13 protein-coding genes are annotated in these 13,753 nt (G+C 31.3%); 7 read left to right on the forward strand and 6 right to left on the reverse strand.

Going from position 1 to position 13,753, the window contains the following annotated elements:
• The first annotated feature begins 116 nt into the window (after positions 1–116).
• Positions 117–572: a VOC family protein gene (locus B4G36_RS03210; protein ID WP_280062172.1), complete on the forward strand. Its 456-nt coding sequence runs from the start codon at positions 117–119 to the stop codon at positions 570–572.
• A gap of 4 nt (positions 573–576) precedes the next feature.
• Here B4G36_RS03210 and B4G36_RS03215 read toward each other — a convergent pair whose 3' ends face one another.
• The 3 genes from B4G36_RS03215 to B4G36_RS03225 all read right to left on the reverse strand — a co-directional run bounded on the left by B4G36_RS03215 (position 577) and on the right by B4G36_RS03225 (position 2,900).
• The gene (locus B4G36_RS03215; protein WP_280062173.1) at positions 577–900 is read right to left on the reverse strand and encodes a winged helix-turn-helix transcriptional regulator; all 324 of its coding nucleotides are present in this window, start codon (positions 898–900) and stop codon (positions 577–579) included.
• Between the two features lie 60 nt (positions 901–960).
• Positions 961–1,932 carry an N-acetylornithine carbamoyltransferase gene (locus B4G36_RS03220; RefSeq protein WP_280051133.1) on the reverse strand — a complete coding sequence of 324 codons (972 nt, stop codon included), beginning with the start codon at positions 1,930–1,932 and terminating at the stop codon, positions 961–963.
• 86 nt (positions 1,933–2,018) lie between these two features.
• Entirely contained in the window at positions 2,019–2,900 is an 882-nt protein-coding gene (locus B4G36_RS03225; RefSeq protein ID WP_291049127.1) for a DUF72 domain-containing protein, read from the reverse strand.
• A 180-nt stretch (positions 2,901–3,080) separates the two neighbouring features.
• Between B4G36_RS03225 and htpG the strand changes: the two genes are divergently transcribed.
• Positions 3,081–4,958 carry a molecular chaperone HtpG gene (gene htpG, locus B4G36_RS03230; protein WP_286495218.1) on the forward strand — a complete coding sequence of 626 codons (1,878 nt, stop codon included), beginning with the start codon at positions 3,081–3,083 and terminating at the stop codon, positions 4,956–4,958.
• Between the two features lie 647 nt (positions 4,959–5,605).
• On the opposite strand, the gene B4G36_RS03235 is transcribed toward htpG, so the two are convergent.
• From B4G36_RS03235 to B4G36_RS03245, 3 genes are read right to left on the reverse strand one after another with little or no spacing between them, the layout of a single operon-like run.
• Positions 5,606–6,376, reverse strand: coding sequence for a succinate dehydrogenase/fumarate reductase iron-sulfur subunit (locus tag B4G36_RS03235; protein ID WP_038337216.1), 771 nt, complete (start codon positions 6,374–6,376; stop codon positions 5,606–5,608).
• A gap of 60 nt (positions 6,377–6,436) precedes the next feature.
• Complete coding sequence (locus B4G36_RS03240; protein ID WP_291061967.1) at positions 6,437–8,449, reverse strand: fumarate reductase/succinate dehydrogenase flavoprotein subunit; 2,013 nt, start codon at positions 8,447–8,449, stop codon at positions 6,437–6,439.
• A gap of 17 nt (positions 8,450–8,466) precedes the next feature.
• Entirely contained in the window at positions 8,467–9,159 is a 693-nt protein-coding gene (locus B4G36_RS03245) for a succinate dehydrogenase cytochrome b subunit (RefSeq protein WP_286495220.1), read from the reverse strand.
• 326 nt (positions 9,160–9,485) lie between these two features.
• Between B4G36_RS03245 and B4G36_RS03250 the strand changes: the two genes are divergently transcribed.
• The 5 genes from B4G36_RS03250 (at position 9,486) to B4G36_RS03270 (ending at position 13,720) form a co-directional block, all read left to right on the forward strand.
• A complete protein-coding gene (locus B4G36_RS03250) occupies positions 9,486–9,986 on the forward strand; it encodes an RNA polymerase sigma factor (protein WP_291061969.1) in 501 nt (166 codons plus the stop codon).
• Positions 9,986–10,627 carry a hypothetical protein gene (locus B4G36_RS03255; protein WP_291061971.1) on the forward strand — a complete coding sequence of 214 codons (642 nt, stop codon included), beginning with the start codon at positions 9,986–9,988 and terminating at the stop codon, positions 10,625–10,627. The genes B4G36_RS03250 and B4G36_RS03255 overlap by 1 nt, the downstream gene beginning before the upstream one ends.
• A gap of 66 nt (positions 10,628–10,693) precedes the next feature.
• Entirely contained in the window at positions 10,694–10,960 is a 267-nt protein-coding gene (locus B4G36_RS03260) for a hypothetical protein (RefSeq protein ID WP_291061973.1), read from the forward strand.
• Between the two features lie 50 nt (positions 10,961–11,010).
• Positions 11,011–13,395 (forward strand): TonB-dependent receptor, encoded by a 2,385-nt coding sequence (locus tag B4G36_RS03265; RefSeq protein ID WP_291061975.1) that lies wholly within the window; start codon positions 11,011–11,013, stop codon positions 13,393–13,395.
• A gap of 7 nt (positions 13,396–13,402) precedes the next feature.
• A complete protein-coding gene (locus B4G36_RS03270) occupies positions 13,403–13,720 on the forward strand; it encodes a hypothetical protein (RefSeq protein ID WP_291061977.1) in 318 nt (105 codons plus the stop codon).
• Positions 13,721–13,753: the final 33 nt, after the last annotated feature.

The raw sequence follows: 13,753 nt of genomic DNA on the forward strand, positions 1-13,753 counted from the left end.
AAGAAATTGATATTCTTCTTTAGTTGCATGATATTTTCTTAAAAAACTCCAACTAACAATTTTGTAAGTTCTTGTAAAGAGATGTCAACCATACTAATTTTACAGAAAAATTAAACATGATTTTAGCAGAAAATATAGTAGCCTTTCATCATTATTCTTTAAAAGTAAATGACTTTGAAAAAACATTGAAATTTTATGATTCTTTAGGTTTTGAAGAGGTTCATTCATGGTCATTGCCTTCTTTTAAGTTAAAAAAAGCTGTAATGATTTACAATAAAAATATCAATTGTTACATCGAATTATTTGATAAAGATGCTGAAATTCCAACTCAAGGTAGAAAAAGGCAAGCGGATGATGAATACATTGAAAATTCAATCTTACATATTTGTTTTATGGTAAAAGATGCAGAAAAAGCTCGAGAAGAGGCAATAAAAAATGGAGCTTTTGATTTGAGTAAAGGTGTTCACGAACTTTTATTAAGTAACGATAAAAAACCGGTTAATGTTCGTAATAGTCTTGTTTATAGTCCTAATGGAGAGGTTATTGAATTTTTAGAAAATGTACATTTTTAAATTTTTATAAATCTAATTTATTGATATTTTCTAATAGTGATAAAACTTTATCTCCTTTTGAAGATAACTTATAAATTGATTTTGTTTTATCTTTTTCATTCTCAATCAAATGATCTATTTGCAATTCTTTCAATTGTTTTGTCAAAATTCTATCAGTAAGATTAGGAAATTCTAATTTCAAATCAGAATAACTTTTTGTAGTTTCCTTTAAAGTAAAAATTATTGAAACCTTCCATCTACCAGTGATTAAGGATAAAACCTTGTAAGCGTTACAAAAGTTTTCTAAATATTTATCATTAATAGAATTTGTAGAATTTTCTTTCTTCATAATTGAATGAGATTGAAAAAAAATAAGGCTAAAATTTAATCTTTAGCCTTGTTTTTTTATCTATTTATTCTTCAAAATCTCGTGGAAAACGGTTTGAGCTGAGAAAATTCGGTTCGTTGCTTCATCAATTACGATAGAACGATCAGAATCTAAAACTTCATCAGATACTACTACATTGCGACGAACTGGTAAACAATGCATAAATTTTCCGTTATTTGTCAAATTCATTTTATCCATTGTCACTTCCCAATCCTTATCACCATCATTCGGTTGACCATAATTTTCATAAGAAGACCAGTTTTTTGCATAGACAAAATCAGCATCTTTCAACGCTTCATCTTGATCATAAGCAATCGTTGCTCCATCAGTAAATTTTGGATCTAGCTCCAAACCTTTTGGTTGTACAACTGTAAAATCTACCCAATCTACTTTAGAAAACCATTGCGCAAAAGAATTCGGAACAGCTTGTGGCAAACGACGTGGATGCGGCGCCCAAGTCATCACAACTTTCACTTTCTTTTCAGGTTTTGTCCCAGGCGTATAACCCGTTTTTTCTGCAATTGTAATTAAATCAGCAAAAGATTGTAATGGATGTAATGTTGCACTTTCCAAAGACACAACAGGAACAGAAGATAATTCTTTTACTTTATTGAACATGATTTCGTTATAATCTTCATCACGATCTACTAATTTCGGAAAAGTACGAACGCCTAAAACATCACAATACGCACTCATTACCTGAATTGCTTCTTTGATATGTTCTTGCGAATCTCCGTTCATCACAGCACCATCAGCCATTTCCAATGTCCAAGAATCTGCTCCAGCATTCAAAACCCAAGCATTTGCTCCAAGATTATAAGCCGCTTTAATAGAACTTAGACGTGTACGTAAACTTGGATTAAAAAAAATTAAACCAACTGTTTTATTTTTACCAACTTCTTGTTGAGCAAAAGGATTTGCTTTAATTTCTAAGGCTGTTTTTAGTAATTCGTCGATGTTTTCTACATCATAAACCGAAGTAAATTGTTTCATAATTGAGAAGAATCTTTTGTTTTATTTGTTCTGCAAAATTAGTGGAAACAATCGAGGTTTAAAGAATTATTTTTGCTAATTTTCACTTAAAACAACGTCAATTCATCTTGTGGACCACGAATATCTAAATCTAAATCATTGTTTAATTTCTTAATAAAATATTTGGCTAACATTGGCGATTCTAACTCTAAATTTTGATGAATAAAGAAATACAATTTCTGCAAACCTTCTGCTTTCCAAAGTTTAATTGTTTCAATCCATTCATCCAAACGCTCGTAATCAGATGGAATATTTGCTCCAACAAAACGCACAAAAGCTTCATTCGAAGTCAATCGCATATGCACCATATCTCTCCTACCCGCTGTATCAACAATAATATTTGAAATGTTATGCTTTTCTAATAACGAAACCAATCGATTAAAATTTTCTTCGTTCGAAAACCAATCTTCATGACGAAGTTCTACAGCTAACGGATAACCTTTCGGAAAATTTTGAATGAAATTTTCTAATTTTTCAAAATCTTTTGGAGCAAAATTTTCGTGCATTTGTAAGAAAATCATTCCTAATTTTTCTTCAAATAACGCAACTGCATCCAAATATTGATTCAATTTATCTGTCACATTTTGCAATCGTCCATAATGACTAATACTTTGTGGAATTTTCGGGAAAAATTTAAAATCTTTTGGAGTTTTATTTACCCAAGTTTCGACATTTTCTTTACTTGGCGAACGATAATATGTCGCATTTAACTCGATACTATTAAATTGCGTTGAATAATAACTCAATTCATCTTTTGTTTTAGGCGGATAAAAATTCTTCAAATCTTGCTTATTCCATTTTGCACAGCCTACATATACTTCGAAATTATCTGATTTATCAACTTTATTCAACAAATCAATCGTTTCTTTTGGCGTTTTTGGCAATGTAAAATCAACCAATTCTGGGTTTTCTACTTTTCCGAATTTCATCTTTCTAAATTTGAACGAAAATTAAGCAATTATAAGCAGTTCTCATGATCTATTTTACGACAAAATGTCAGAAAAATTTCATTTGGAATATCTTTTGAAATTTACATTCCGTCTACAAATCTCATGATTTAGACTATTTACAAGAAAAACTAATTATTAAAAATAAAAAATACAATAACGATGAATAAAGGAAATATTAATGTTTCGGTAGAGAATATCTTTCCATTAATTAAGAAGTTTTTATACAGCGATCACGAAATCTTTTTGCGTGAGTTGATTTCGAATGCTTCTGACGCAACCCTGAAATTAAAGCATTTAACAAGTATTGGTGATGCAAAAGTAGAATACGGAAATCCAAAAATTGAAGTAAAAATCAATAAAGACGATAATACTTTACATATTATTGACCAAGGTTTGGGAATGACAGCTGATGAAGTTGAAAAATACATCAATCAAGTTGCTTTTTCTGGTGCAGAAGAATTTATTAATCAACACCAAGATGCAGACGGAATTATCGGACATTTTGGTTTAGGTTTTTATTCTGCATTTATGGTTGCGGATAAAGTAGAAATCATTACAAAATCATACAAAGACGAGCCAGCAGTTCATTGGACATGTGATGGTTCTCCTGAATTTACCTTAGAAAATTCGGATAAAACCGAGCGTGGAACTGAAATCGTTTTACACATTGCTGAAGATTCGAAAGAGTTTTTAGACGAATGGAAAATCCGTGAATTATTGAATAAATACAATAAATTCATGCCAATTCCGATCAAATTTGGAACGAAAAAAGAAACACTTCCTTTACCAGAAGGTGCTGCTGAAGATGCTAAACCAGAGGAAATCGAAGTTGATGATATTATCAATAATACAAATCCGGCTTGGACAAAAGCGCCATCAGAATTGTCTGACGAAGATTATCAAAATTTCTACAGAGAATTGTATCCTATGCAATTCGAAGAACCTTTATTTCACATTCATTTAAATGTTGATTATCCATTTAATTTGACAGGAATTTTGTTCTTCCCAAAATTAGGAAACAATATCAATATTGATAAAGATCGTATTCAATTATACCAAAATCAAGTATTTGTAACAGACGAAGTGAAAGGAATTGTTCCTGATTTCTTGATGTTATTACGTGGTGTGATAGATTCTCCAGATATTCCATTGAATGTTTCGCGTTCGTACTTACAAGCTGATGGAGCTGTGAAGAAAATTTCGGCACATATTACGAAAAAAGTGGCGGATAAAATGTCTTCATTAATGAATCAAAATCGTGAAGATTACGAGCAAAAATGGAACGATATTAAAGTTGTCATTGAATATGGAATGATTTCGGAAGATAAATTCTTCGAAAAATCTGACAAATTTGCATTGTATCCAACAGTTGATGGTAAATATTTTACTTGGGATGAATTAAATACTGCGATTAAAGACAATCAAACCAACAAAGACGGAAAATTAGTAATTCTTTATGCGTCTGATGTTGATGGACAAGATCAATACATACAAATTGCGAAAGAAAAAGGTTACGAAGTAATTTTATTAGATTCTCCTATTTCTTCTCACTTGATTCAGAAGTTAGAATCTACAAAAGAAAATGTAACATTTGTTCGTGTTGATGCGGATCATATCAATAATTTGATTGAAAAAGATGAAGTTAAAATTTCCAAATTATCTGATGATGATAAAGAAAAATTGAAAACTGAAATCACAGAATCAATCAACAATAAATCATATACAATTCAATTAGAAGATTTATCTGGAACAGATGCACCTTTCATCATTACGCAATCAGAATTTATGCGTCGTATGAAAGATATGCAAGCTTCTGGCGGAGCTGGGATGTTTGGAATGGGTAATTTCCCTGAAATGTATAATGTTGTTGTGAATGCAAACTCGGATTTAGCAACAGAAATTTTAGCTAAAGATTCGAAAGAAGAAAAAGAAGCGTTGATTAATCAAGCATTAGATCTAGCAAAATTATCGCAAGGTTTGTTAAAAGGTAAAGAATTAACAAATTTTATCAATAGAAGTTTTAAGAACATTAAATAATCTCAGAACACTATATTTTAGTAATCTTAAACTTAAAATCCAGCACATAATGTGCTGGATTTTTTATTTCTAAATAGATTTATTGATGTGTTAAACTTTTAAAATTAATCTGAAATAATTTGTAAAACATGATTTTTATCATTAATTTTACATCAAGGAATTAATAATTATTCGTTCAGGACTTCAAAATACTTTAGTTGTTTTGAAACAGAACATTAAAATTAATAGTTGTTTTTCCACAAAATAACGAAATTTTTAAGCCGACAGAGAATTTTCATAATAAGGTGAAAATTAATTCAAATCATTATCAAAAATTTCGGGAAGGATTTCAAGAAATTGAAATCCTTTTTTCTCCAGACGTTCTTTTTAAATCGATTTTGCTCATAGTTTTTGCATTTTTACATATAATTAATAATCAATCAGACATGAGTACATTTCATTTATTATTTACAATAGATATTTGTTCTATTTATAAAAATTCTTTTTTTATAATCATTTAAATAGAACAAGTTACAATGGACTTATTCAGAAGAAAGAATTTGACATTGGGAAGGATTTCAAGAAATTGAAATCCTTTTTTTATGCAATTATTATAACAAAAAAAGAGCGACAAATATGTCGCTCTTTTAATATATATCAGAATGTTATTATTCTTGTGATACAATTTTTGCAGATAAATACTCACGGTTCATACGTGCGATGTTATCTAAAGAAATTCCTTTTGGACATTCGATTTCACAAGCTCCTGTATTTGTACAATTACCAAAACCTTCTAAATCCATTTGTGCAACCATTTTTTGAGCACGACGAGCAGCTTCTACTTGTCCTTGTGGTAATAATGCGAATTGAGAAACTTTAGCTCCTACGAATAACATTGCAGATCCATTTTTACAAGTTGCAACACAAGCTCCACAACCAATACATGTTGCAGCGTCAAACGCTTCATCTGCATGCATTTTGTTTACTGGAATGTTGTTTGCATCTACTGTACGTCCTGATGTGTTTACAGAAATGTAACCACCAGCTTGTTGGATACGGTCGAAAGATGAACGGTCTACAATTAAATCTTTGATTACTGGGAACGCAGCTGATCTCCATGGTTCGATGTAAATCGTTTCACCATCTTTGAACATACGCATATGTAATTGACAAGTTGTAACACCTCTATCTGGTCCGTGTGCTTCACCATTGATGAATAAAGAACACATACCACAAATACCTTCACGACAGTCGTGGTCGAATGCAACTGGCTCTTTTCCTTCCTCTATTAATTGCTCGTTTAATAAATCAAGCATTTCTAAGAAAGAAGAATCAGTAGAAACATCTTTTAAGGAATATGTTTCCATTTTTCCTTGAGCATTAGCGTTTTTTTGACGCCAAATTTTCAGCGTGATGCTGATTGTTTTTGATGATGCCATAATTCTATATGATATTTTGACATTTTGCTTGAAGGTTTGTTATCAAGCAAAATGATTTTATTATTTATAACTACGAGTTTTAAGCTCGATATATTTGTAATTTAATTCCTCTTTGTGTAAAACCTCAGTGTTGATATCATCACCTTTATATTCCCAAGCGGCAACATAAGCATAGTTTTCATCATCACGCATTGCTTCACCTTCTTCTGTTTGATACTCCTCACGGAAGTGACCACCACAAGACTCATTACGGTTAAGTGCGTCAATCGCCATTAACTGTCCTAATTCTAAGAAGTCAGCTACACGTCCAGCTTTCTCTAACTCAGTGTTCATTTCGTTAGCATCACCAGGAACTTTTACATCACGGTAGAATTCTTCACGTAAAGCAGCAATTTCAGTAATCGCTTCTTTTAAACCTTGAGCATTACGAGCCATACCTACTTTGTTCCACATAATGATTCCTAAACGTTTGTGGAAACTATCTACAGTTTTAGTTCCTTTATTGCTTAAGAAATGTTGAATTTGGTCTTTAACAGCCTTTTCAGCTTCATCAAATTCTGGTGTATTTGTAGGAATTTTACCTGTACGAATATCTGCTGATAAATAATCTGCAATTGTATAAGGTAATACGAAATAACCATCTGCTAAACCTTGCATTAATGCAGAAGCTCCTAAACGGTTAGCTCCGTGATCAGAGAAATTAGCTTCTCCTACTACGAAACATCCAGGAATTGTTGATTGTAAGTTGTAGTCAACCCAAACACCACCCATTGTGTAGTGAATTGCTGGATAGATACGCATTGGATTTTCGTATGGATTCTCATCTGTAATTTTCCAATACATTTGGAATAAGTTACCATATTTCTCCTCGATCCATTTTTTACCTAATTTCTCGATTTCAGCATCTGATGGATTTTGATCTCCGTTTGCGAAAGCAACTTCACGACCTTTTTTCTTGATCTCATCTGTAAAATCTAAGTAAACTCCTTCTCCAGTTTCATTTGCTTCAATACCATAACCAGCATCACAACGCTCTTTTGCAGCACGAGATGCAACGTCACGAGGAACTAAGTTACCAAATGCAGGATAACGTCTTTCTAAGTAGTAATCTCTGTCTTCTTCTTTGATATCAACAGCTTTTTTCTTACCAGCACGAATTGCTTCAGCATCTTCTTTCTTTTTAGGAACCCAGATTCGACCAGAGTTACGTAAAGATTCAGACATTAAAGTCAATTTAGATTGATTTGTTCCGTGGATTGGAATACAAGTAGGGTGAATTTGTACATAACAAGGGTTAGCAAAATAAGCACCTTTTTTGTGAATTTTCCATGCAGAAGTTACGTTAGAACCCATTGCATTAGAAGATAAGAAATATACGTTTCCGTAACCACCAGTAGCAATAACTACTGCGTGAGCAGAATGTCTTTCGATTTCACCTGTAATTAAATTACGAGCAATAATACCGCGAGCTTTACCATCTACAAGTACAATGTCTAGCATTTCGTGACGGTTGTACATTTGGATGTGCCCTAAGTGGATTTGCTGATTCATTGCTGAATAAGCTCCTAATAATAATTGTTGTCCTGTTTGACCTTTCGCATAGAAAGTACGAGATACTTGTACCCCACCAAAAGAACGGTTATCTAATAACCCACCGTAATCACGTGCAAAAGGAACCCCTTGCATTACACATTGGTCGATAATATTGCCAGAAACCTCCGCTAAACGATAAACGTTAGACTCACGAGCGCGGTAATCACCACCTTTGATTGTATCGTAAAATAAACGGTAGATAGAGTCGTTATCTCCTTTATAATTTTTAGCAGCGTTTATACCCCCTTGTGCAGCAATAGAGTGTGCACGACGAGGTGAATCTTGGTAACAGAAAGCTTTTACTTTATATCCTAACTCTGCTAAAGTAGCAGCTGCAGAACCACCAGCTAAACCAGTACCTACAACAATAACATCAATTTTATCACGGTTATTTGGAGCCACTAAGTTTAGGTGTGCTTTGTGTTCGCTCCATTGTTGTGCGATATCTCCTTCTGGAGATTTTGAATCTAATATACTCATTTCTTGATATTATTTAATTATTTAACAAAAAAATGGTAAACAGCGATGATAATGAAACCTGCTGGAATTAAAATTGAATACCATTTCCCGAAAGCAACAATTACTGGAGTGTATTTGTTGTGTCTTGCACCAATAGATTGGAATGCTGATGCAAATCCATGTTGTAAGTGTAATGATAAAAATACAAATGCAACAATGTAAATTACTAATCTTACAAAACTTAAAGCACCTTCTAATGTGAAAACGTGGTTTAAGTGATCCATAAAGTAATTTCCTTGAGCAAACTCAGGATTTGGAACAATGTAGTGATCAGTAATTGTAGGAACCCAAAAGTCATACAAGTGTAATAATAAGAAAATTAAAATTACAGATCCAGAAACTAACATGTTTCTTGACATCCAAGAAGCATTTGCAGCACCATTATACTTTTGGTAAGCAACTGGTCCACGCGCTTTCTTGTTTTGCGCTTCTAATACAAACCCCATTACAAAGTGGTATACAACACCAATTAATAAAATAGGCTGCATTAAATATTGGATAAAAGGGTTATCACTCATGAAAGCCGAAACTTCATTGAACCCATTCGGATTAATAACAGATAATGCATTAATCACGAAATGTTGTAACAAGAACACGATCAAAAATAACGCTGAAAGCGCCATCGCGAACTTCTTACCAATCGACGATTTTAGTAATGATTCATTTGCCATAAAGCAATTCGTTTAATTTTTTAGATATTTCCACAAATTTAATCATCCCATTGCTCTAATCACAATGAATTATATCATTTCGTTAACAGATTTCAATAGTTTAGAATCATTCTTAGTTAATTAAGACATTTTTAACAATTTTTCTAAATTTTTATTGCTTAATAAATAATTAATTTCTATACTTGCAGTAGAAAAGTAGAACAACTTTTCATAGGTTTAAGTTAGTTAGGTTAATCCTCTTATATTTCTATAAGAGGATTTTTTATTTTTTTAGTTGTAACATTATTCTTTTTTTTACTACAAATAAAGAGCAACAGAATAATAGTTTGAATAATAAAGCAAAAATATTTACTGAATTAGTCGAGAAAAATCAGGGAATTATCCATAAAGTTTGTCGTATTTACACAGACGACAAGGATTCTCATGACGATTTATTTCAGGAAATAGTTTTGCAATTATGGCGCTCTTATGACTCTTTCAAAGGAGATTCAAAATTTAGTACGTGGATGTATCGTGTTAGCTTAAACACAGCAATTACTTTAATTAGAAAAAAAACAAAATCCAGTGAAACTGATTTTAATGAAGCTCAATTTTTAAACTTAACATCAGACGACAAAGACGAATTTTTAGAAGAACGTATCACACTTTTATACGCGGCAATTAGATTATTAAACGACGTAGAACGTGCATTGGTACTGCTATTTTTGGAAGACTTACCTTACAAAGATATTGCCGAAACTTTAGGAATTTCGGAAGTAAATGCACGAGTAAAGATGAACAGAGTGAAGATAAAATTAAAAGAAATAATGTTTAAAATGGAACAATAATGGAGTTAGATGACTTAAAATCAATTTGGGGTTCCATAAAGGACGAAGAAAAGTTTGATCAAAATCAAATTTTTCAAATGTTGAAGAAAAAATCATCAACGACAATAAAATGGTTATTTATATTCACTTTTTGCGAATTTATCCTTTTTCTTGTCTACAATTTATATGTTTTAATTTCAGGAAAAAATTTTTTTAATAACGAAGTCAAAACATTAGTCGAAGAAAAAACAATTAACAATTACGAGATCGCTTCGGTTTTTAGTATTGTGATTACGTTTGGATTTTTGGTGATGGCTTATCGTTATTTCAAAAAAATAGATCTTAATCAATCTGTCGTCGATTTGATGAAAAACATTATTTCATTTCGTCGTTTGGTTAACTTGTTTATTCTTTTTACTGTTTTAAGTTTAATTGTTTCCTCTTCCCCATTCTATTATGAATTAGGTCAATCAATTTATTTGGCAAAACATGCCAATGATATACAACCAATTGCGAATAATGCTGCTGTTTATGGTTGGATTGCAATAATAACTGCTGTTGCTTTTATTGTGATTATAGGAACGGTTTATTATGGAATTATTTATTTTTTATTTTTAAGAAAACTTCAACAAAACATGAAAGAGTTGAAAGAAATGAAATAAAATCTTATTTTTGTAAACTGAATGAAAAAATTTATCCAATATCTTATGCTAACGATTTCACTGTTTATGACAGTGTATCAGTCTGCGCATATATTGGATCATGCTCTAAATAAAGAGCACAAAGAGTTGAAAGACAAATTCTCTAACGTACACGATCATAGCTGTACAATTTGCCATTTCAATCAACATTTTATAGAAAATGATTCAGAAATCGAGTTATTCGAATGGTGTCAATCATTTATCCAAAAAGATAAAACACTTTACACAACTCGTGTAAAACAAGCTGTATTACTTACTCAAAAAAGTCTTCGAGCACCGCCCTACGCAATTTAATTTCAGAAAAAACCACCTTATTTTTTTAACGTTATTAAATTATTGTATTTATGTCAATCAACATAAAATGTAGTATTGCGGCTACATTATTGTGCGGAACTGTGTTTGCACAAAACATTTTCGAAGGTCAAATTATAGATAAAAATCAAAAACCAATTCCTTTCGCAACTGTATACTTCAACAACGAAGAATATCACACAAATGCCGAAGGAAAATTTAGAATTGAGAATTTAAACAAAGGAAATTATCAAGTTCAAATTGATGAGCAAGGTTACGAACCTTTTTCTCAAAATATTACGTTTGATTCTCAACAAAAATTTGTTTTTACACTTACTTTTCACAAAGCATATAATTTAGATGAAGTTACTGTTTTAGGGCATCATCACGATTTTTCAACAGCTAATGTAGAGCGTGTCGATCAATCTTATATTCAAGAAAACTATGCAGGATCATTAGCCAAATCACTTGAAAATATTGCAGGTGTTAATGCTTCTGGAATTGGATCATCAGCTTCAAAACCAATTATTCGTGGACTTGGTTTCAATCGATTAATTGTTGCTGAAAATGGTGTAAAACAAGAAGGACAACAATGGGGAGCCGATCATGGTTTGGAGATTGATGCGCTAAATGTTGAAGATGTCGAAGTGATAAAAGGTCCTGCGGCTTTGGAGTACGGAAATGAAGCTATTGCTGGAGTTATCAAGATTAACAATAACAATTTACCAGCGAAACATTCAATTTCTGGAGAAGTAAAAACTTTATATCAATCAATAAATGATAATTACGGAATTGGATTTAATTTGAAATCTCGTAACGATCATTTTTTCTATAAAATAAAAGGTTCATATTCTGATTATGCAGACTACAGAACGACTACTGATCGCATTTATTACCTAAATCGTTATTTACCAATTTACAATAAACGTGTAAAAAATACGGCTGGACAAGATTTGAATGCTGAAATACAAACAGGTTATATTGGTGAAAAATTTCGTTCAATTTTAACTGTTTCTAACGTTAATCAGAAAATTGGTTTCTTTCCTGGTTCGCACGGAATTCCTTCTGTAGATAGACTTCAAGATGATGGAAATTATAGAAATGTCGAATTTCCTTATCAAAAAGTGAATCATTTTAAAGTAATTTCCGAAAATGAGTTTCGTTTAAATTCTAAAGACGTTTTAAAGTTTTTGGCAAGTTATCAAAACAATCGTCGCCAAGAAGTTAGTTCGTTTCACACACATTATGCGAACCAACCTGTTCCAACAAAAAATCCTGATTTAGAATTAGATTTTAATTTATCAACGTATGATTCTCAATTAAAATTTGAACATAATCATAGCAAAAATTTCAAAACAATAATTGGTGCACAAGCGCAATTACAAGCTAATAATATTGCTGGTTACAATTATTTATTACCAAAATATGATCGAAATATTTTTAGCGGATTTTTGATTGAAGAATTCAAAAAAGGAAATACATGGAAAGTTACTGCTGGTTTACGTTACGATTATTCAACGTTCAAATCGGAAGGTTATTTTGATGAATTTCTGTACAATTATTTGATTGAAAAAGGAAATTCTGAAGGTATTGCAGATTATTATGCAAATCGTAGCAAATCAATCGATCGTAATTTCAGTAATTTAAACGGAATGATTGGTGCAACTTTTCAACCAAATGATTTATGGGATTTCAATTTGAATGTTGGAACAAATTTCCGTTTACCAACCGCTATAGAATTGGGTTCTAACGGAATTCATCACGGTAGTTTTAGACATGAACGAGGTGACGAAAATCTTGATATAGAAAAAGGAATTGCTGTAGATTTCAAATCTGTTTTTCACAAAAATGATTGGAATATTTCGCTAAGTCCGTATTTATATTATTTCAGCAATTATATTTTCTTAAAACCTTCGGGACAATTTTCGATTCTTCCTCATGGTGGACAAATTTATCAATATACACAAAGCAAAGCTTTGTTGACTGGTTTTGAATTTGAAGTTCGTAAGAAAATCAACGAAAATTTTGATGCAAATCTTGTGTACGAATATTTATACAATCGACAAATTACGGAAAATAAAAAATTCGGAAATTATCTTCCTTTCACGCCTTCAAATAATTTATTTGGACAAATTAATTATAAAATCAATCAAAATATTGCATTCTTAGAAGGTTTGAGCTTTTTTGCAAATGGAAAGTATACATTTGAGCAAGATAAAATTGCACAAAACGAAGATATTACACCAAGTTATTTCTTGGTTGGAATTGGAGGAAAAACGAAACTTAAATTCAATAATTTTAGTGCAAATTTAAGTATTCAGGTTTCTAATTTATTCAATAAAAACTATTACAATCACACCAGTTTTTATCGTGCATTGCAATTACCAGAACAAGCTCGAAACATACAAGTTATGTTAGGAATTCCGTTCGGAAAATAGTTGATACATGAAAAAGAGACATCCTATTTTTGGACTTTTCTTTAGTATTATTCTTTTTTCGATTCCAATTTTTAATCAATTACATTTTTCTTTAATCGATCATTCACAAGATTTTTCGAATCAAAAGAAAGAAATTATTCATCATCAATGTAATCAATTTACATTCTATTCTGTCTTTATTGACACGCATGATGATCCAAAAATTGAAGGAAAACAAAACGAAGAATTTTACAGAAAAGAAAGTTTTGAACAAGTAGAAAAAATTAAACTTTCTACAATTGAATATCATTTTACACGAGGTCCGCCTCAAGATTTTGTTTATTAATAAATCAACCAGAATCTTAAAAAATAACATTCA

Origin of the sequence: Empedobacter sp. UBA3239 (genome assembly GCF_002362875.1) — a bacterium.
Taxonomy (GTDB): domain Bacteria; phylum Bacteroidota; class Bacteroidia; order Flavobacteriales; family Weeksellaceae; genus Empedobacter; species Empedobacter falsenii_B.

Coding starts and splice junctions, on each gene's coding strand:
- B4G36_RS03210 (WP_280062172.1), top strand. CDS start 117: ATGATTTTAGCAGAAAATATAGTAGCCTTTCATCATTATTCTTTAAAA.
- B4G36_RS03215 (WP_280062173.1), bottom strand. CDS start 900: ATGAAGAAAGAAAATTCTACAAATTCTATTAATGATAAATATTTAGAA.
- B4G36_RS03220 (WP_280051133.1), bottom strand. CDS start 1,932: ATGAAACAATTTACTTCGGTTTATGATGTAGAAAACATCGACGAATTA.
- B4G36_RS03225 (WP_291049127.1), bottom strand. CDS start 2,900: ATGAAATTCGGAAAAGTAGAAAACCCAGAATTGGTTGATTTTACATTG.
- htpG (WP_286495218.1), top strand. CDS start 3,081: ATGAATAAAGGAAATATTAATGTTTCGGTAGAGAATATCTTTCCATTA.
- B4G36_RS03235 (WP_038337216.1), bottom strand. CDS start 6,376: ATGGCATCATCAAAAACAATCAGCATCACGCTGAAAATTTGGCGTCAA.
- B4G36_RS03240 (WP_291061967.1), bottom strand. CDS start 8,449: ATGAGTATATTAGATTCAAAATCTCCAGAAGGAGATATCGCACAACAA.
- B4G36_RS03245 (WP_286495220.1), bottom strand. CDS start 9,159: ATGGCAAATGAATCATTACTAAAATCGTCGATTGGTAAGAAGTTCGCG.
- B4G36_RS03255 (WP_291061971.1), top strand. CDS start 9,986: ATGGAGTTAGATGACTTAAAATCAATTTGGGGTTCCATAAAGGACGAA.
- B4G36_RS03260 (WP_291061973.1), top strand. CDS start 10,694: ATGACAGTGTATCAGTCTGCGCATATATTGGATCATGCTCTAAATAAA.
- B4G36_RS03265 (WP_291061975.1), top strand. CDS start 11,011: ATGTCAATCAACATAAAATGTAGTATTGCGGCTACATTATTGTGCGGA.
- B4G36_RS03270 (WP_291061977.1), top strand. CDS start 13,403: ATGAAAAAGAGACATCCTATTTTTGGACTTTTCTTTAGTATTATTCTT.